Here is an 18,970-nt window from a genome sequence, read left to right as displayed (position 1 = left end):
TACGTCCTGAACCCTTGAAACGTGAAGAGCTTTCACTTACGTTACTCGCAGGTCACACTCTCTCGTGGAGGTTCGCGTGTGGACGAACTGGGCTAAAACGGCTTCGTGCACGCCTGCGCGCGTCGTCCACCCGTCCAGCACGGACGAGATCGCCGCGGCCGTCCTCTCCGGTGGCCGAGTCCGGGCTCGAGGCAGCGGCCACTCGTTCAACGACATCGCCGTAGCCCCGGAAACCGCTCTCGACCTAGACCGATGGACCGGGATCGTACGCGCGGACGCGGAAACCGGTCTGGTCACCGTCCGTTCCGGCACTCCCCTGCGCGTCTTCAACGCGGACCTCCACCGCCTGGGCCTCGCGATGCCGAACCTGGGCGACATCGACGCCCAGACCGTCGCCGGCGCGGTCTCGACCTCGACCCACGGCACCGGTGCGAAGCTCGGCGTCCTGGCCACCGCCATCGAGGCGCTGGAACTGGTCCTCGCCGACGGCTCCGTGGTCACCTGCTCGCGGACCGAACGCCCGGACCTCTTCAACGCGGCACGCGTGGGCCTGGGCGCCCTCGGCGTCATCAGCACCCTGACCCTGCGCTGCGTGCCGTCCTTCGTGCTGCAGGCCCAGGAGTCCCCCGGCCGGCTCGACGCCGTGCTGGAGCAGTTCGACGACCTCTGCGCCGTCGAGGACCACGTCGAGTTCCACTGGTTCACCCACTCCGACCGCGTGATCCTCAAGCGCAACAACAGGATCACCGAGCCGGCGCGCCCGCTCTCCAAGCTCCGCCAGGCCTGGGAGTACGAGGTCATGGAGAACGCCGCGTTCGGCGCCGTCACCAAGGTCGCCAGGACCTTCCCCCGCTACACCAGGCGCCTCAACGAACTCTGCGGCTCGCTGATCTCCGAGCGGTCCTATTCGGACTACTCGCACAACGTCTTCGTGACGCCCAGGCGCGTGCGGTTCGTGGAGACCGAGTTCTCGATCCCCCGCGAGACCCTGATGGACGTGATCGGCGAGCTCCGGGCCGTGGCCGCCAGGCTGGGAGAGCGCGACCACCTCATCGTCCCGTGCGAGGTGCGCGTCGCCCAGGCCGACGACATCTGGCTGTCCACGGCGAACGGCCGCGACACCGCGTACATCTCGATGCACCAAGCACTCGGCATGCAGTACAAGGCCTTCTTCGACGCTTACGCGAGCATCGCCGCGTCGGTCGGCGGCCGCCCGCACTGGGGCAAGATGCACGACCTGACCGCGACGGAGCTCCGCCCGCTGTACCCGCACTTCGACGACTTCCTGCGGGTGCGCGACGAGGTCGATCCAGGCAGGACGTTCACCAACCCCTACCTGGACCGCGTCCTCGGTTAGTGGCGCGACTCGGAACGTTGGCGAGGTAATCCACGCTCAGCAGGGCGCCTCGCGGCACCGCCCCCACGCCCCCATACATCCAGTATGAGGACGTGGGGGCGGCACCACGATGCACCCGTCTGACCGCGAATTCCCCCGGCAACCTTCCGAGCCACACCACTAAAGAATCACGCGAACGGCGTCGGCGACCGGCGTCTCGCCGTTCACCACTTCCAGCGTCTTGCCGATCGTGTTGGGCGCGTTGAGCAGTTCGGCCAGCACGGCGGCGACGTCCGCGCGGGTGACGGACGCCCGCGGCAACCGGGGCTCGGCCAGCGTGACCAGCCCGGTCGGCGCGTCGTTCACCAGAGGCCCCGGCCGCAGGATCGTCCAGTCGAGATCACGCGGCTTCAGGTCGTCCTCGGCCAGCTTCTTGGCCTTCAGGTACACGGCGAACTCCGGATCCACCGACGGCGAGTCCGCGGACTCGATGCCGACGGTGGAGACCTGCAGGAACCGCCGCACCCCGGCCTCGACGCAGGCAGAGGCGAAGAGCGCAGCGGCCCCGTAGTCCACGGTGTCCTTGCGGGCGGCACCAGATCCGGCGCCGGCACCAGCGGCGAACACGGCCGCATCAGCACCGTTCAAATACGCGGCGACCGAGTCCAGATCAGCGGACTCCAGGTCGCACAACACCGGAACGGCTCCGGCTTCCTGCACATCGGTGAAGTGATCGGGGTTGCGGACCAGCGCTGTGGCGGCGTCTCCTCGGGTGGCCAGCAGCTGCTCGAGAAGCAGCGCGATCTGCCCGTGTCCGCCGGCTATGACTACTCGCATGGCCCGACCGTAGATCAGGAAGCGGTGGCCAGCACCTGCTCGTAGACCAGCTCGTTGACCCAGCGCGTGATGGCGGTGTCCTCGGAGGGCACGTTCTCCTGGCGGCCGGACACGTCGACCGAGAGGTCCTTCTCGTCGTCGGCCAGCAGCACCGAGACGCCGTAGCGGCGCACGCGCGGCAGGCAGTTCGCGAGGTAGTCGTGCGAGAAGGCGACCGACTCGGGCAGGACGACAGCGGCGTTGCCGTAGCGGGCGAAGGGAACCGAGGAAGCGAGAGCCGTCCTCCAGTGGCGGGCGACCGCCAGGACGCCGACGATCCGCACCGCGGCGGGGGGAACGCGGCCTTCCATCTCCGGCCACACCCACGTGGAGACGGTGGTCTTGTCGGCCTCGGGGCCCGCACCCACGCACACGCGCTCGGCGTGGGCGTCGGCCAGGAGCTCGGCCACGACGACGACCTTGCGGCCCATCAGGACCATTTCGGGGAGAACCACGCCGTGCCAGCCGAGGCGGATCGCCGCAGCGGCTGCCAACTCCTCGACGGACGCGGGCAGTTCCGGAACCGGGACCGGGGTGGTCGACAGACCGTTCGAGCTGTCGAGTGCCGCGATCCTTGCTGGGGTGCTGCTCACGCCAGTGCCTCCTCGTCACCCGCGGCGGGAGATCCGCCGCGTTTCGACTCGTGCTCTGGATAAGAATTAGCAGGAAGCGCGCGGCCCGCCCCCAGGTCACAGGACCCCCTGCGATCGACGGCGCCGACCGGTCGGTGACCGGTCGAGGAGTGGCGAGGGGAATTCGGTCCTGCTGTGCTGCCGTCTGGGTGACGTTAATCCGGATGGACGCACCAAAAGAGCTGCTCAGGGTGTGTGCGCCAGGCGTGGCGGCAAAAAGCCGGTCAGCGGCACCGGTCACCGCCCGCCGACCGTTCACCGCGCCAGAACGACCACCTACATGATGATCACGGTCTTGCCGGGGCCGTGACCTGCGAAAACACCGGTCGCCTCGCGCAACGGCACACGCCGCGCGATCGGCACTTCCAGATCACCCGACCGCACCATGGACACCAGTCGCTCCAGCAGTTCCCGTGACCCCTTCAAGCCGAAGTTCTGCGCGGGATCAGCGGAGACGTAGTTGGTGTTGAAGGCCAGCGGCGCGTAGCGCGCGTTCGCCTCGAACGACGAACGGTCGGTGCTCACGAGGTCGATGAGCGCGTCGGCCTCGACCGGGGAGTCGCCGCGCCCGATCGGGACGACCCGCTTGCCGGCCGCACGCGCGATCTGGACGGCGAACGACCCGACACCGCCCGAAGCACCGACGATCAGCACGGATTCCGCGGTGCCGAGCGACTCGACCAACTGCAAAGCCGTCATACCCGCGGTCGGCAATGCGGCGGCGACGGCGGGATCCACGTCTTCGGGCAACGGCGCCAACGCGTTCGTGGACGGAACTGTGACGTACTCGGCGTATGTTCCGCCGCCGACTGGACGGCGGAAGAAGGTGCCGAAAATCCTCTCTCCGGAACCTTCCACCACACCCGCACCATCAGTTCCGGGAACGAGCGGGAAGCGGTGGGGAGCGGAATCGCGAAGCATCCCGTCCACCACTTTGCGGTCGAACGGGTTGACACTCGCCGCGAGCAGCCGCACCAGGAGCTGACCTGGCTCTGGCGTGGGCGCGGGAAGCTCGACGAGTTCGAGTTCCGCGCCGAAGTCGGCAGCCGCTATCGCCCACATGGCGCCCCCCGAACGAGTGACAGACATCACCTGTTGGATCAAGGAATCCGATACAGCCGATCAACGAAAGAACCCCCCTCGCGATTCCGCGAGGGGGGTTCCATCTGTCTTTCGATGGGCAAGGGGGGAGTTGAACCCCCACGTCCTTTCGGACACACGGACCTGAACCGTGCGCGTCTGCCATTCCGCCACTTGCCCCTGGAGACGTTGGAAACACTAGCACGCGTCCAAACCAGGTTCCTAATCGCCCCCTGTAGGCCTGGTCGCACCCGGATACGATCGGTGCAGGAGCCCGGGCCGAGCGGACCGAACGGAAGGAGTCGACATGGGCCTGCAACGCTTCGAGCGCAAGCTCGAAGGTCTCGTCGGCAACACCTTCGCGCGCGTGTTCGGCGGCAGCGTCGTGCCCCAAGAGGTGGCACAGGCACTGCATCGGGAGGGTGACAGCAACATCCGCGAGCTCGCGGGTGGCAGACTGCTAGCCCCCAACCACTACAAGGTGCTGCTCGGGCCTCAGGACCACGAACGTCTTGCGGGCGACGAGCAGGATGAACTACGCATCACACAGCTTCTCGCAGAGGGCCTGCGAGAGCACCTGGCCGAGTCCGGATGGGATACCTATGGTGACGTCGTAGTCTCCCTGGAGCGCTCCGAGGCGCTGCACACCGGACAGTTCCGAACCAGCTCGTCCGTCGACCCCGACGTGAAAGCGGCCAGCCGACGGTCAGCACCACCTCGCACCGCAGGAGACCGATCCATGAGCCAGCCACCCGGCTACGGACAAGGACAGGGCCAGCCCGGCCAGGACCCTTATGGTCAGGGCGGCTACGGCCAGCAGGGCTACGACCAGCAGCAGGGCTATGACCAGCAGGGTTATGGCCAGCAGCAGGGTTACGGCCAGCAAGGACAGGACCCGGCGTACGGCCAGCAGGGCTACGGCCAGCCTGGCGGCTACGACCAGGGCTACGGCCAGCAGCCCGCAGGCGGCTACGACCAGGGTTACGGCCAGCCGCAGGGCTACGACCAGGGTTACGGCGGCGGCCAGCAGCAGGGCTACGGCCAGGACCAGGGTTACGGCCAGCAGCAGGGCTACGGCCAGCAGGGCTACGACCAGGGTTACGGCGGCGGCCAGCCGGCCGGCGGTTACGACCAGGGTTACGGCCAGCAGCCGGCAGGCGGCTATGACCAGGGTTACGGCCAGCCGCAGGGCTACGGCCAGCCCGGCGGGTACGACCAGGGCTACAACCAGGGCGGATACGCCCCGCCGGCCACCCAGGGCGCGAACCGTCAGCTCAACGCGACGCTGCACCTCGACGACGGATCCAACCGGACGTACAACCTGAAGCAGGGTGGAAACGTCGTAGGTCGTGGGCAGGAAGCCGACTTCCGCCTCCCGGACACCGGAGTCTCCAGGCGCCACCTGGAAATCTCCTGGGACGGGCAGAATGCGATGCTCGCTGATCTCGGTTCGACAAACGGCACCACGGTGAACGGCACGCCAGTGCAGACTTGGCAGCTCGCGGAGGGCGACGTCGTCCGCATCGGCCACTCGTCACTGGTCTTCCGCACCGCGGGCTGAGGTCGGCACGAGCGTCGGGTATGCAACTCAAGGCAGGAGCGGTTACAACCGGTGCAAGAGCTGGTGATGCAGCTGACCAGAGCGGGCTTTCTCGTCCTCCTCTGGCTCTTTGTGCTGGCCGCCCTACGTGTGGTCCGCTCTGATCTTTACGCAGCCTCAGGGCTCCGGGCATCAGGTCTGCCCGGATTCCGGAGGTCCGAGAAGTCGGCGAGGGGAAGCAAGGCGCCCCGGCAACTCGTGGTCACCCACGGGGCGCTCACGGGCACCCGCATCTCGCTCGACGGCAGGCCGATCCTGATCGGCCGCGCTGACGACTCCACCCTCGTCCTGGACGACGACTTCGCGTCGACCAGGCACGCGCGGCTGTCCATGCGCGGTACCGACTGGTACGTGGAGGACCTCGGCTCCACGAACGGCACCTACCTAGACCGAGCCAAGGTCACCGCACCCCTGCGCGTACCTCTCGGCACCCCGATCCGCATTGGCAAAACGGTGATCGAGCTGCGCTCATGACCTTGGTTCTTCGATACGCGGCCCGAAGCGACAGGGGCCTGGTTCGTGCCAACAACCAGGACTCCGTGTACGCGGGCCCCCGCCTGCTCGCAGTAGCCGACGGCATGGGTGGCCACGCCGCCGGTGAGGTCGCGAGCAAGGTGGTCATCGCCTCGCTGGCCCACGTCGACGACGACGAGCCGGGCGACGACCTCCTCGGCAAGCTGCGCGACGCGGTCGCGAGTGGCAACGGCGCCATCTCCGAGCTCGTGACGAGCGACCCGGACCTGGAGGGCATGGGCACCACGCTCACGGCCATCCTGTTCGCGGGCAACCGCCTCGGGCTCGTGCACATCGGCGACTCGCGCGCGTACCTCCTGCGGGAGGGCTCCTTCGCGCAGATCACGCACGACGACACGTTCGTCCAGTCGTTGATCGACGAGGGCCGGATCACCCCGGACGAGGCCGCCACGCACCCGCAACGCTCGTTGCTGCTGCGGGCCCTCACCGGGCACGACTTCGAGCCCAGCCTCACGGTGCGCGAAGCGCGCGTCGGCGACCGGTTCCTGCTCTGCTCGGACGGCCTGTCCGGCGTCGTGAGCCTGGAGACGCTCGACGAGGCGATCCGCATCCCCGACCCGCAGGCCTGCGCGGACCGGATGATCGAGCTCGCGCTCAAGGGCGGCGGCCCCGACAACGTCACGGTGATCGTGGCGGACGTCGAGGACGTCGACTTCGGCGACGACTACCCGATCCTCGGCGGCGCGGCCGGCGACGGCAGCGAGGACCACAACGCCCCGCCGGACTCCGCGGCCTCCCGGGCGAGCGCGCTCACGCAGCAGCGCCCGCCGATGCCGCAGCGGATGGACGCACCGCCACCACCTCCGCAGGACCCCAAGCGCAAGAAGCGCAACGCCATCAAGGCGTTCGCGATCATCTTCGTGCTGCTCCTGCTGACCGGTGTCGTGGCGGTCGGCGGCAAGCTGTGGCTCAACACCCAGTTCTACGTCGGGGCCACCGAGAACGGCCAGGTCGCGATCTTCCGCGGCCTGAACGGCACGGTGCTCGGCTTCAAGCTGTCGTCCAAGGTCGAGGACTCGTGCCCGCCCGGCTCCACGGGCTGCACCCCGATCACCTTGAACGACCTGCAGGAAGCCGGCCGGAAGACGATCACCGCGGGCATCCGCAGCGACAACGGCCTCGACGGCGCCCGCGCCGCGGTCCGGTTGCTGCGCACCGAGCACATGCTGCCGCTGTGCAAGGACACGTCGTCGACGTCGTCCAGCACGACGCCCTCGACGACGCCGAGCACTCCGTCGTCCAGCACGTCCAGCACGCCGCCCGCCAACGGTTCTCCGAACCCGGAGACCGGTGCCACCGAGCCTTCGCTCGCCCCCTCCCAGCAAAAGCCGGGTGTGGAATGCCGGGAGGGTCCGTAGTTGATGGGCTCGCCCGTCCCCGCCGGGGAAGGTTCACCAGGCGCGTCGGTGGCGACCAACACGTCGCCAGGGCTGAAGGCGCCGACGCGACGCGGCACCGAACTGGTGATGCTGTCGTTCGCCGCCGGTCTCGTGACGCTGGCTCTCATCCTGGTCGAACTCAACCAGGAGCGCTCGCTGAGCCTGAGGATCCTCTACCTCGGTCTCGCGTACCTCGGACTCTTCGCCTGTGCCCACCTCGCCGTGCGCAGGTGGGCGCCGTACGCCGACCCGGCGATCCTGCCGTGCGTCGCGCTGCTCAACGGGCTCGGCCTGGTGGTCATCCACCGGATCGACCTGGCCCTGGAGGGCACCGTCTTCCCGGACGGTTCCACGTGGGACCCGGTGGCGTTCAAGCAGGTCATCTGGACCGGCATCGGGTTGTTGCTGTTCGCGGCCACGCTGAAGTTCCTCCCGGACCACCGGATGCTCGCACGCTTCGGCTACACGTTCGGCCTCGTCGGACTGGTCGCGCTGCTGCTCCCCGGTGTGCTGCCCGGCTTCATCGCGCCGACGATCAACGGCGCGAAGATCTGGCTGCGCATCGGACCGCTGTCGCTGCAGCCGGGTGAGTTCGCCAAGATCCTCCTGATGGTCTTCTTCGCCGCGTTCCTCGTGTCGAAGCGAGACCTCTTCACGGTGGCGGGCCGCCGGTTCCTCGGCATGGACCTGCCCCGCGCCCGTGACCTGGGCCCGCTGTTCGCGGCCTGGGGCGTCACGGTCGCGGTCATGGTGCTGCAGAAGGACCTCGGTTCCTCGCTGCTGTTCTTCGGCATCGTGCTCGTGCTGCTCTACATCGCCACGGAACGAGCGGCGTGGGTCGTGCTCGGTCTCGGCCTGTTCGCCGGCGGCGCGATCATCGCGTGGAAGCTCTTCACGCACGTGCAGCAACGCGTCGCGAACTGGCAGGACCCGATCGCCCGCTACGACGTGATCGGCGGCGGGTACCAGATCTCGCAGTCGCTGTTCGGTCTCGCGACCGGCGGCATCGGCGGCGCCGGTCTCGGCGCGGGCCGGCCGGAGATGATCCCCGAGGCGAACACCGACTTCATCACCGCCGTGATCGGCGAGGAGCTCGGGTTCGTCGGTTTCGCGGCGCTGCTGCTGGTCTACATGGTCTTCGCGCTGCGCGGCCTGCGCGGCGCCATCTCGGTGCGCGACAGCTTCGGCAAGCTCCTGGGCGGCGGTCTCGCGTTCGCGGTCTGCTTCCAGGTGTTCATCGTCGTCGGCGGTGTCACCAAGCTGATCCCGATGACGGGTATCACCGCACCGTTCCTGTCCTACGGCGGTTCGTCACTTCTCGCGAACTACATCCTCGTCGCGTTGCTACTGCGAATTTCTGCGGCGGCACGGGCCCCGCAACGGATCGCGAAGCCGAAACCGCAACAACCGGCTATCGCCGACCAGCACACTGTGATGGTGGAGCGTCCCAAATGAACACACCGCTCCGCCGCGTCGGCATGGCCATGATGGTGATGATCGTGCTCCTGCTGGGCAACGCCACGTGGGTGCAGGTGATCAACGCCGACGAGTGGCGCAAGAACGCCTACAACCGCCGGGTGCTGCTCGACGAGTACGCCCGCAAGCGCGGTCTGATCACCGTCGCCGACGGCACCGTGATCGCGGACGTCAAGGAGACGAGCGACCGTCTCCGGTTCCTGCGCACCTACAACAGCGGTCCCGCCTACGCCCCCGTCACCGGCTACCTGTCGGTCACGTACGGCACCTCCGGCATGGAGCGCGCCGAGAACGACCTCCTCAACGGCTCGGACGACAGGCTGTTCACGCGCCGCGTCTCCGCGTTGATCACCGGCCGCGACCCGGTCGGTGGCAACGTGCAGCTCACCCTGAACTCCAAGGTGCAGCAGACCGCGTACGACCAGCTGACGGCGAAGGGCTTCACCGGCTCGGTCGTCGCGATCAAGCCGGACACCGGCGAGATCCTCGCGATGGCGAGCACGCCGTCCTACGACCCGAACCTGCTCGCGAGCCACGACGTGAACGAGCAGGCGGCGGCGTGGAAGCAGCTCACCGCCAAGGACGCGGGCGACCCGCTGGTCAACCGCGCGACGCAGGCCCTGTACCCGGCCGGCTCGACGTTGAAGGTCGTCGTGGCCGCCGCGGCGCTGGCCGACGGCAAGAACAAGGACACGCAGTACACCGCCAAGGGGTCGATCACCCTGCCCGGCAGCCAGACCCCGCTGCCGAACTTCAACGGCACCCCGTGCGGCCCCGGCGAGACGGTGTCGATGGAGACCGCGCTCGCCAAGTCGTGCAACACGGCGTTCGGTGAGATGGCGGGCCAGCTCGGCGCGAACAAGCTGCGCCGCCAGGCGGAGAAGTTCGGCTTCAACGACCCGGACCTCGCGGTGCCGCTGGCCGTCGAGACCTCGACGCTCGGCCCGATCCCGGACGACGCGGCGCTCTACCAGACCGGCATCGGCCAGCGCGACGTGCAGATCACCCCGCTCGAGAACGCGGTGATCGCGGCGACGATCGCGAACAACGGCAAGCGCATGCAGCCGTACCTGGTGTCGAAGATCCTCGGCCCGGACCTGAAGTCGATCGACGACACCGAGCCGGACCAGGTCGACACCGCGATGAGCACGGCCAACGCCAACGCCCTGCGCGACATGATGATCCAGTCGGAGACCAACACCGGTGGCGAGGGCCGCCTGCAGAACGTGCAGGTGGCGTCGAAGACCGGTACCGCCGAGCACGGTGCCGACGTGACGAAGAACAAGCCGCACGCCTGGTACATCGCGTTCGCGCCGGCCCAGAAGCCGGAGATCGCGATCGCGGTCATCGTGGAGGACGGCGGCGACCGCGGTCTGGGCGCCACCGGTGGCAAGGTCGCCGCGCCGATCGGGCGCGCCGTGATGAACGCGTACCTGGCGGGTCGCTGATGCTGACCACGGGCCAGCTCCTCGCCGACCGCTACCGCCTCACCAGGCGGATAGCGGTCGGTGGCATGGGCGAGGTCTGGGAGGCGGCGGACGACAGGCTCGACCGCCGCGTCGCGGTGAAGGTGCTCAAGGCGGAGCTCTCCGGAGATCCCGAGTTCCTGCACCGGTTCCGCGTCGAGGCGCGGATGACCGCGTCGCTCAACCACCCCGGCATCGCGTCGGTGCACGACTACGGCGAGACCGCGTCGATCGCGGACGGGCCGGAGGACACCGCCTACCTGGTGATGGAGCTCGTCGAGGGCGAACCGCTCGCGACGATCATCTCCCGGGGCAGGCTGACCGCCGACGTGACGCTCGACCTGCTGGAGCAGACCGGGAACGCGTTGCAGGCGGCCCACGAACGCGGGCTCGTGCACCGCGACGTGAAGCCCGGCAACATCATGGTCACCCCGTCGGGGAAGGTGAAGATCACCGACTTCGGCATCGCGAAGGCCGTGGACGCGGCTCCCGTGACGCGGTCCGGCATGGTGATGGGCACCGCGCACTACATCGCCCCCGAGCAGGCTCTCGGCGGTGAGGCCGAACCGGCGAGCGACGTCTACTCGTTGGCAGTGTGTGGCTACGAGTGCATGGCCGGGCACCGGCCGTTCCTCTCGGACAACGCGGTGACGGTCGCGATGATGCACATCCGCGACATCGCGCCGCCGTTGCCGCCGGACGTCCCTCCGGGTGCGCGGGCGTTGATCGAGGCCACGCTGGTGAAGGACCCGAGGCAGCGCTACCGGACCGGCGGGGAGTTCGCCGCGGCCGTCAGCGCGGTGCGGGTGGGCCAGCCGCTGCCGACGCCGTCCGGGTTCACGATGCCCCAGCCGGTTCCGCAGCAGCAGGTCGTGCAGGCGCCACCGCCTCCGCCCCAGGCGTCGCAGCCGCTGCCGATCCCACCGCAGATGCAGCACCACACCGGTGCACAGGGCCGTCCCGGCACCCATCCGGCGATGCAACCGGCGCACCACACCGGGATGCAGCCGGCGCACCAGACCGGAACGTTCACCCCCATGCCGACGCCGCCGGGGAGAAACCGGACCGCCGTCTGGGTTATGGTCGCTGTCCTGGTGGCTGTGCTGCTGGTGGTCGGCGTGGTAGTCCTGTGGAAGCTGACCGCCGGGGAGAACGGCGCCACCGGGCAAGGCGGCCGGCCGACGACGACGTCCAGCACGGCGAACCCGAACGCTCCGGCGAGCGGTCAGGCGAAGCCCGACTCCGCCGATCGCATACCGGGCAGCCAGCCGATGCGGATCAACGAGGACGACTACATCGGTCGTTCCGGCGACGCGGTCAGCATCGAGCTGATCGACCACGGCCTGGAGCCCAAGGTGCAGAGCGCGCAGGGCACAGCGCCGGGCGACTTGAAGAAGTGCCGGGTCACCGCCATCGCGCCGACAGGCGAGGTGCCGGTCGGCTCGCAGGTGAAGGTGACGTGCGCGCCATGAGCAAGACCAGAACCGAGTTCGGAACACCGTCGACGAGGAGCGGGACGAAGCACCGATGAGCACTCCGCGACTGCTCTCAAACCGCTACGAACTGGGTGAGACTCTCGGGTACGGCGGCATGTCCGAGGTCCACAAGGGGCGGGACGTCCGCCTCGGCAGAGACGTGGCGATCAAGGTGCTGCGGGCCGACCTCGCCCGTGACTCCCAGTTCCAGGAACGATTCCGACGTGAGGCGCAGAACTCCGCCGCCCTGAACCACCCGGCGATCGTCGCCGTCTACGACACAGGTGAGACGCAGACCGAGTACGGCCCGCTGCCGTACATCGTGATGGAGTTCGTCGACGGGCGAACGTTGCGCGACATCGTGAAGACGCAGGGCCCGCTGTCGGGCAAGCGCGCCATGGAGGTCATGGCCGACGTCTCGGCCGCGCTCGACTTCAGCCACCGGCACGGCATCGTCCACCGCGACGTGAAGCCGGCGAACGTGATGATCACGAAGTCCGGCGCCGTGAAGGTGATGGACTTCGGCATCGCCCGCGCGCTGCACGACGGCCAGGCCGCGGTCACCCAGACCGCCGCCGTCATCGGCACCGCCCAGTACCTGTCGCCGGAGCAGGCGCGCGGCGAGTCCGTCGACGCCCGTTCCGACGTCTACGCCGCCGGTTGCGTGCTGTTCGAACTGCTCACCGGCGAGCCCCCGTTCACCGGTGACTCGCCCGTCGCCGTCGCGTACCAGCACGTGCGGGAAGACCCGAAGGCCCCGTCGCAGCTGAACCCGAAGGTGTCGCCGCAGCTCGACGCGATCGTGCTGAAGGCGATGTCGAAGGGCCCGGCGAACCGCTACCAGTCGGCTGCGGAGATGCGCGGCGACCTGGTGCGCGTGCTGTCGGGTCAGCGCCCGTCCGCGCCCGCCGTGATGACGGCCGAGGACCGCACCGCCGTGATGAACGAGCAGGCGGCGGCACGTCCCGCGCGCACGCAGGTCGTGTCCGGCGGCAGGCACCGCCCGGCCGCGTTGAAGTCGGAGCCGGACGACGACTACGACCCGATCGCCGACGAGGAAGAAGAGCGTCGCGCGAAGCGCAAGAAGGCCATCATGGTCACGTTGGTGGTGATCCTGTGCATGGCCGTTCTCGGTCTTGCCGCGTGGATCACCAAGAACGCGATGGACCAGGGCAGCCAGGCGACGGAGAAGGTCTCGGTCCCGTCGATCGTGGGCCTGAGTCCGCTGGAGGCCAAGGAGAGGATCCAGAAGGTCGGCCTCGTGGCCCTCCAGGAGGACGTCGCCTGCGAGCCCGGCCCGAACGGCGCCGCCGCGAAGTGCAACGCCGACCAGATCAACAAGGTGATCAGCACCAACCCGCCGGAGGGCACCCAGCTGATCAAGGGCGGTCAGGTCACCATCTCCGTCGGCGCGCCTCCCGGTGAGGGAACGGTCCCCGACCTGAAGGGCAAGACGGCGCTGGAGGCCCAGGCGATCCTGGACAAGGACCCCAACGGCTTCAAGCTGCAGCAGGGCGAGTCCATCGAGGTCGACGACGCGACCAAGGCCGGCAAGGTCGCACAGCAGAACCCCGAGGTCGGGCTGAAGCTGAAAAAGGGCGGCACGATCAACATCCAGCTCGGCAGGGCGCCGGACAAGGTGAACGTGCCCGGCGTCGTGAACGACGACGAGGCCGACGCTCGCCAGACGCTGGAGGGCTCCGGCTTCAAGGTCGTCATCGAACCGGTCGACAGCGCCAAGCCCGAGGGCACCGTCATCTCGCAGAACCCGGTCGCCAACAGCAAGGCGGACAAGGGCACGACGGTCACGCTGAGGGTCTCGAAGGGCAACCAGTTCGAGATGCCGGACCTGGTGGGCATGACGCAGCGGGAAGCCGAGCAGAAGCTGAGGTCGCTGGGCTGGAACGCCGCCTTCAACGTGCAGAAGGAGACGGTCACCGACCCGTCGAAGCGCGACCAGGTGCTGACGCAGCAGCCGGCCAAGGGCACGTCGATCACCAAGGGCACCGCGGTGACCGTGACGGTCGGCCAGCTGGGGATCGGCGGAAGTTGATTCTCTGAACGTGCGAAAAGGGGCGGCTTCCTCGAGGAAGCCGCCCCTTTTCGTCGCCTGCTACAGACGCGCGGCCGCGGCGAGCGTGCGCATGCCGTTCTCGAGCGTCGCGACCGTGGCCTCGGGAACCTCGAAGCCGCAGACCTTGAGCCAGTTGGCGAGCATGCGGTGGCCGCCGTCGGTCAGCACCGACTCGGGGTGGAACTGCACACCCTCGACCGGGAGCTCCTTGTGGCGCATGCCCATCACGATGCCGCTCTCGGTCTTGCCGGTGACCTCGAACTCGGCGGGGATCGTCTCGGGCAGCACCGTCAGCGAGTGGTAGCGCGTCGCGATGAACGGCTGCGGCACGCCGGCGAGAACGCCCTTGCCCTCGTGGAAGACGATGCTCGTCTTGCCGTGCAACAGCTCGGGCGCGCGGTCGACCGTGCCGCCCCAGACGACACCGATGGCCTGGTGGCCGAGGCACACGCCGAAGACGGGCTTGCCGGTGTCGGCGCACTTCCTGATGACGTCGATGCTCGCGCCCGCGCGCTCCGGCGTGCCGGGGCCGGGGCTGACGAGGACGCCGTCGACCTTGCCGATCTCGTCGAGGTCCACCTCGTCGTTGCGCCGCACGACGCACTCCGCACCCAGCTGTGCCAGGTACTGGACCAGGTTGTAGACGAAGCTGTCGTAGTTGTCGACCACGAGCACGCGCATGGACAGAGCCTAGTCGGTCGAGTCGAGTGAGTTAGCTCTCGTCTCCGCTGAGGTAAGGCTACCCTAAAATAGGTGTCATGAGTCGTTCCTTGCGCGTCGCGGTCGTCGGCGCTGGACCGGCGGGCGTCTACGCCGCCGACATCCTGACCAAGTCCGACGTCGACGCGCAGATCGACCTCTTCGACAAGCTGCCGGCGCCCTACGGCCTCGTCCGCTACGGCGTCGCGCCCGACCACCCGCGCATCAAGGGCATCGTCACGGCCCTGCAGAAGGTGCTCGACCGGCCGTCGATCCGCTTCTTCGGCAACGTCGAGTACGGCGTCGACATCAAGCTCGACGACCTGCGCCAGTTCTACGACGCCGTCATCTTCTCCACCGGCGCCGCGGCCGACCGCGCTCTCGACATCCCCGGCATCGACCTGCCCGGCAGCTACGGCGCCGCGGACTTCGTGTCCTGGTACGACGGCCACCCCGACGTCCCGCGCACCTGGCCGCTGGAAGCGCGGTCCGTCGCGGTGCTGGGCGTCGGCAACGTCGCCCTGGACGTGGCCCGCATCCTGGCGAAGACCGCGGACGAGCTGCTGGTGACCGAGATCCCCCAGAACGTCTACGAGGGCCTGTCGTCCTCCCCGGTCACGGACGTGCACGTCTTCGGCCGCCGCGGTCCGGCGCAGGCCAAGTTCACGCCGCTGGAACTGCGCGAACTCGACCACTCGCCGAACGTCGAGGTGATCGTCCACGCCGAGGGCATCGAGTTCGACGAGGCCTCGATGCACGCGATCAGGACCAACAAGCAGGTCGAGATGATCGTGAAGACCCTCCAGGAGTGGGCGATCCGCGACGTCGGCAACCGCCCGCGCCGCCTGCACCTGCACTTCCTGGAGGCACCGGTCGAGGTGCTCGGCTCCGACCGCGTCACCGGCCTGCGCACCGAAACCCAGGAGCTGACCGGCGACGGCAACGTCCGCGGCACGGGCGTCTTCACCGACTGGGACGTCCAGGCCGTCTACCGCGCCGTCGGCTACCTCTCGACGCACCTGCCCGACATCCCGTTCGACCACGTCTCGGGCACGATCCCCCACCTCGCCGGCCGCGTGCTGGACCTGGACGAGGTTCCCATCCCCGGCGTCTACACGACCGGCTGGATCAAGCGCGGCCCGATCGGCCTCATCGGCCACACCAAGGGCGACGCCCTGGAGACCATCACGAGCCTCCTGGAAGACGCCGCCGCACTCCCCCAGGCCACGACGCCGGCGCACGAGGCGGTGGTCGAGTTCCTGGAGCAGCGCGGCGTTCCGTTCGTGACCAACGAGGGCTGGGGCCGTCTCGACGCGCACGAGATCGCACTGGGCGCGGCGCACGGCCGCGAGCGCGTGAAGGTCGTCTCGCGCGAGGAGATGACCACGATCTCGAACGGCTGACCTGCTCGAGCGTCTGATGGCCGTTCTCCGATGAAGCCGCCATCGCGTGTACTCGCGATGGCGGCTTCACTTATACCGGTAGCGCCGGTGCGGACACTTGATCCACGAACGCCGAGCCGCGCAACCGCTTGCATCGCCTAAACGCAGACCTCGCCGACAACACGGTCGCCCGGAACGGGAGGTGTGGCTTGTGTGCGACCTCTTGGTCGTCGGCCTCGACTCCCCGCCGTGCACGAACTCTTCGGTGAGCAGCCGACCGGTTCTGAAAGTGGCCGGACGGCGAGCCTGTGCCCGCTGCCCCCGCGCGCTTCCTCATGCGCAACGACAACGGCGGGATTTTGGTTCCTGCGACGCCCGGCATCCTGTGGACAACTTCTCCGCCGCACCAGACCACGCTACCCGATCAGCGAGCTGAGCTGGGCAAACAGCGGGTTCAGCGCCATGCTCGCAGCTGGACATCACCCGGTCAGGCGACGTTGACTGCGGCTCGCCGAGGAGCAGCTCACTCGGTGGTGACGTTGTTGAACGGCAGCTTCGGCTCCGCCCACGGGAACACCACGAACATCAGCAGCGCCACGATGCCGGCGACCAGCACGACGGCCTCGATGACCCGCAGGAACAGCGGGCCCGGCAGGTGCCGCCAGATCCAGCCGTACATCAGCCCTCCGTCATCTCGGGCGGCACGAAGCCGTCGGCCACCGGGTAGCTCTTGGTCTCGATGGCGTGCACGATCAGGCGCTGCTTGTCGGAGAAGCGCGGGTGGCAGGTCGTCAGCGTGAGCAGCTTGGCCTGCTTGTCGGCGGGCACGGCCGCGCCCACCTGGTGCGGCACGGGGGCGATGACCTCGCCCTGGGTCGGCACGACGATCTCCTGGCCGACGGTCTTCGAGTAGGCCTCGCCGAAGGTCGTCGACAGCGGGGCGACGCCGGCGCAGGCGGCTTCCTTCGACTTCGGGTTCGAGGCCCAGCCGGCCACCTCGTTGCTCATCGGCAGCACCCGGTAGACGAACCACTGGGTCTGGGTCTGCACGACGATCGAGTTGCAGGACTGGAGCAGGTCGAGGTCGTTGAACGGCGCGCCCTTGCCCACGCGGTGGCCCGCGATGGAGAAGTTGCCCGCCTCGCCCGGCTGGGCGGTGTCCTTGTAGTGGCCGGGGCCGATCTCGAGGTGCTTGTCCGTGGTGCCCTCGACGACGGAGAACTTCCAGTCGTTGCCGAACACCGGGATGTACATCTTCGCGAACGCCTTGCCCTCGATGAGGTTCAGCTGCGACTTGCGGTTCGGGTCGGCCGGGGGCGGCGTGACGACGTTCGAGCTCCATTCGGAGTCGAGGGCGGCGGTCGCGTCCTGCTGCTTCTCCGCGGAGAGCAGGTCGGTCACGTAGACCTCGTAGACGACGAACAGCAGCACGACCAGGCCCATCGTGATGAGGGCTTCGCCGACGCCGCGCACGGCCTTGCGCCCGAGGCTGTCCGGCGGCGGGGTGTCCTTCGCCGGAGGCTCGTCGTCGTAGTACTCGTCATCGTCGTAGTAATCGTCGTCGTCGTAGTCGTCCTCGACGCGCGGGATCACCTCGGTGGGCGGGTCGACCGGGCGGGGACGCGGGGGCGGCATCGGCGGCCTGCGGGGCATTCCGCCCGGCGGCGTTCCGGGAGGCGGACCGGGACGGCCCGGCTGGGGCATTCCGCGCGCGGGCGTGCCCGGCGGCGGGCCGGGGAAGGGCGGACGCTGCTGCTGGGCGCTCGGAGGCAGGCTTCCGGAGAAAGCACTGGTGAACTGGGTCGCCTCGGGCGGCGGCACGGGGCGGGGAGTCTGTGTGGCCCGCACGTGCTGCAGGTCATCACGACGAGGTACAGGACGCCGTGGAGGCGGCTGCTGGGGTCCCGAGTTCACCTGAGAACCTCCGCGCGGACTGTGAACTGAAAACAACTGCGTCTACAAGGATGGTTCGCTGACCACCGCCGCTACGTTAACGTGTCTACTGAGTAGTGCACGTAAACTCGCGTCACTCACGGATATCCACGTCAGGCGAGGACAGCATGCCCAAGTCGAAGGTCCGGAAGAAGGCGGTCTACACCGCACCCACTGACCGCCGCACGCCGGTCAAGGTCAAGGCAGCGGGGCCGTCTCACCCGGTCTACGTCGTTGTCATGCTCGGCTTCATGCTGCTGGGCCTCGCGTGGCTGGTCGTCAACTACATCGCGGCCGAGAAGATCCCGTTCATGCTCGAGCTGGGCGCGTGGAACTTCGCCATCGGCTTCGCGCTGATGATCATCGGCCTGCTGATGACGATGCGCTGGCGCTAGGCACTCGGCAAGTCACCGTTCGTACAGGTCGGCCCGGACGTCACACGTCCGGGCCGACCTTTGTTCGCCCCAGGTTCACCTGGTTCATCCGAGCGTCACCGAAGCACACGGCTGTAAGTCATCCCCATTGGGGACAAGTCCTGTGGACAACTTTGCACCAAAATGCACAAGCGACGGTTTTCCCTCATGCGGACCCGTTCAGTTGTCCACATTTCATGCGGGACACTCGACAGTGTGACTCGAACCTGGTCGACGCCCGTCCCGCTGGTCGCCATGGCGTGGGTGGCCGCTCTCGCACTCGCCCTCGCGACGTTCCTCGCCGACGACAACGCGGGCCGTCTCCTCATCGGACTGGCAACGCTGCTGGTCACCGGCTTGGCGGCGTTCGCGTCGATCGCACGCCCGAGGCTCACCGCGGACGCCGACGGCCTGGCCGTGCGCGGGTTCACGGGCACGACGCTGCTGCCGTGGCACGAGGTGAAGGTCAAGCTGCAGACCACCCGCCGGCTCGGCAGGGAACAGCAGACTTTGGAACTCGACGCCGACGACCGTCTCGTGGTGCTCACGAGGCTGGACCTCGGCGCCGATCCCGAAGAAGTCGCCGGAGTGCTGCACGCACTGCGGCCGTGAATCA

The 18,970-nt window shown here is 68.5% G+C and carries 17 protein-coding genes and 1 tRNA gene; 11 read left to right on the top strand and 7 right to left on the bottom strand.

What is annotated here, in order from left to right:
* Positions 1-76 precede the first annotated feature (76 nt).
* Positions 77-1,357 (top strand): D-arabinono-1,4-lactone oxidase, encoded by a 1,281-nt coding sequence (locus ORI60_RS09390; protein ID WP_266036393.1) that lies wholly within the window; start codon positions 77-79, stop codon positions 1,355-1,357.
* A gap of 159 nt (positions 1,358-1,516) precedes the next feature.
* Here ORI60_RS09390 and ORI60_RS09385 read toward each other — a convergent pair whose 3' ends face one another.
* The 4 genes from ORI60_RS09385 to ORI60_RS09370 form a co-directional block, all read right to left on the bottom strand.
* A complete protein-coding gene (locus tag ORI60_RS09385; RefSeq protein ID WP_266036391.1) occupies positions 1,517-2,173 on the bottom strand; it encodes an NAD(P)H-binding protein in 657 nt (218 codons plus the stop codon).
* 14 nt (positions 2,174-2,187) lie between these two features.
* Positions 2,188-2,805 (bottom strand): hypothetical protein, encoded by a 618-nt coding sequence (locus ORI60_RS09380; RefSeq protein WP_266036389.1) that lies wholly within the window; start codon positions 2,803-2,805, stop codon positions 2,188-2,190.
* A gap of 315 nt (positions 2,806-3,120) precedes the next feature.
* The gene (locus ORI60_RS09375; protein ID WP_266036387.1) at positions 3,121-3,906 is read right to left on the bottom strand and encodes an NADP-dependent oxidoreductase; all 786 of its coding nucleotides are present in this window, start codon (positions 3,904-3,906) and stop codon (positions 3,121-3,123) included.
* 115 nt (positions 3,907-4,021) lie between these two features.
* Positions 4,022-4,104, bottom strand: a tRNA-Leu gene (locus ORI60_RS09370).
* 127 nt (positions 4,105-4,231) lie between these two features.
* Between ORI60_RS09370 and ORI60_RS09365 the strand changes: the two genes are divergently transcribed.
* Genes ORI60_RS09365 through pknB form a run of 7 tightly spaced genes read left to right on the top strand, consistent with a single transcriptional unit; the run spans position 4,232 to position 13,907 of the window.
* The gene (locus ORI60_RS09365) at positions 4,232-5,485 is read left to right on the top strand and encodes a DUF3662 and FHA domain-containing protein (protein ID WP_266036385.1); all 1,254 of its coding nucleotides are present in this window, start codon (positions 4,232-4,234) and stop codon (positions 5,483-5,485) included.
* Positions 5,486-5,536: 51 nt separating this feature from the next.
* Positions 5,537-5,998 (top strand): FHA domain-containing protein FhaB, encoded by a 462-nt coding sequence (locus tag ORI60_RS09360; protein WP_030480247.1) that lies wholly within the window; start codon positions 5,537-5,539, stop codon positions 5,996-5,998.
* Entirely contained in the window at positions 5,995-7,416 is a 1,422-nt protein-coding gene (locus tag ORI60_RS09355) for a PP2C family protein-serine/threonine phosphatase (RefSeq protein WP_266036382.1), read from the top strand. Before ORI60_RS09360 ends, ORI60_RS09355 begins: the two co-directional genes overlap by 4 nt.
* Positions 7,417-7,419: 3 nt before the next feature.
* On the top strand, positions 7,420-8,892 hold the full coding sequence (locus ORI60_RS09350) for an FtsW/RodA/SpoVE family cell cycle protein (protein ID WP_266036380.1): 1,473 nt from the start codon (positions 7,420-7,422) through the stop codon (positions 8,890-8,892).
* Positions 8,889-10,361, top strand: coding sequence for a peptidoglycan D,D-transpeptidase FtsI family protein (locus tag ORI60_RS09345; protein WP_266036378.1), 1,473 nt, complete (start codon positions 8,889-8,891; stop codon positions 10,359-10,361). The genes ORI60_RS09350 and ORI60_RS09345 overlap by 4 nt, the downstream gene beginning before the upstream one ends.
* Positions 10,361-11,851 (top strand): serine/threonine-protein kinase, encoded by a 1,491-nt coding sequence (locus ORI60_RS09340; protein WP_266036377.1) that lies wholly within the window; start codon positions 10,361-10,363, stop codon positions 11,849-11,851. The genes ORI60_RS09345 and ORI60_RS09340 overlap by 1 nt, the downstream gene beginning before the upstream one ends.
* Before the next feature lie 55 nt (positions 11,852-11,906).
* On the top strand, positions 11,907-13,907 hold the full coding sequence (pknB, locus tag ORI60_RS09335) for a Stk1 family PASTA domain-containing Ser/Thr kinase (RefSeq protein WP_266036375.1): 2,001 nt from the start codon (positions 11,907-11,909) through the stop codon (positions 13,905-13,907).
* A gap of 60 nt (positions 13,908-13,967) precedes the next feature.
* Here pknB and ORI60_RS09330 read toward each other — a convergent pair whose 3' ends face one another.
* Entirely contained in the window at positions 13,968-14,609 is a 642-nt protein-coding gene (locus ORI60_RS09330; RefSeq protein WP_266036373.1) for an aminodeoxychorismate/anthranilate synthase component II, read from the bottom strand.
* 77 nt (positions 14,610-14,686) lie between these two features.
* Between ORI60_RS09330 and ORI60_RS09325 the strand changes: the two genes are divergently transcribed.
* Entirely contained in the window at positions 14,687-16,030 is a 1,344-nt protein-coding gene (locus ORI60_RS09325; protein WP_266036371.1) for an FAD-dependent oxidoreductase, read from the top strand.
* Positions 16,031-16,532: 502 nt separating this feature from the next.
* On the opposite strand, the gene ORI60_RS09320 is transcribed toward ORI60_RS09325, so the two are convergent.
* Together ORI60_RS09320 and ORI60_RS09315 are read right to left on the bottom strand one after the other, a co-directional pair.
* Positions 16,533-16,688, bottom strand: coding sequence for a hypothetical protein (locus ORI60_RS09320; protein ID WP_167978244.1), 156 nt, complete (start codon positions 16,686-16,688; stop codon positions 16,533-16,535).
* Positions 16,688-17,857 (bottom strand): class E sortase, encoded by a 1,170-nt coding sequence (locus tag ORI60_RS09315; protein WP_266036368.1) that lies wholly within the window; start codon positions 17,855-17,857, stop codon positions 16,688-16,690. The genes ORI60_RS09320 and ORI60_RS09315 overlap by 1 nt, the downstream gene beginning before the upstream one ends.
* A 212-nt stretch (positions 17,858-18,069) precedes the next feature.
* Here ORI60_RS09315 and crgA point away from each other — a divergent pair, with 212 nt between their 5' ends.
* On the top strand, positions 18,070-18,336 hold the full coding sequence (gene crgA / locus ORI60_RS09310) for a cell division protein CrgA (RefSeq protein ID WP_030465604.1): 267 nt from the start codon (positions 18,070-18,072) through the stop codon (positions 18,334-18,336).
* Between the two features lie 234 nt (positions 18,337-18,570).
* On the top strand, positions 18,571-18,966 hold the full coding sequence (locus ORI60_RS09305; RefSeq protein WP_266036362.1) for a PH domain-containing protein: 396 nt from the start codon (positions 18,571-18,573) through the stop codon (positions 18,964-18,966).
* Positions 18,967-18,970 lie beyond the last annotated feature (4 nt).

Origin of the sequence: Lentzea sp. NEAU-D7 (assembly GCF_026242055.1) — a bacterium.
In the GTDB taxonomy this organism is placed as follows: domain Bacteria; phylum Actinomycetota; class Actinomycetes; order Mycobacteriales; family Pseudonocardiaceae; genus Lentzea.
Note: the sequence above shows the minus strand (reverse complement) of the source record. Positions and strands in the feature narration are given on the sequence as shown.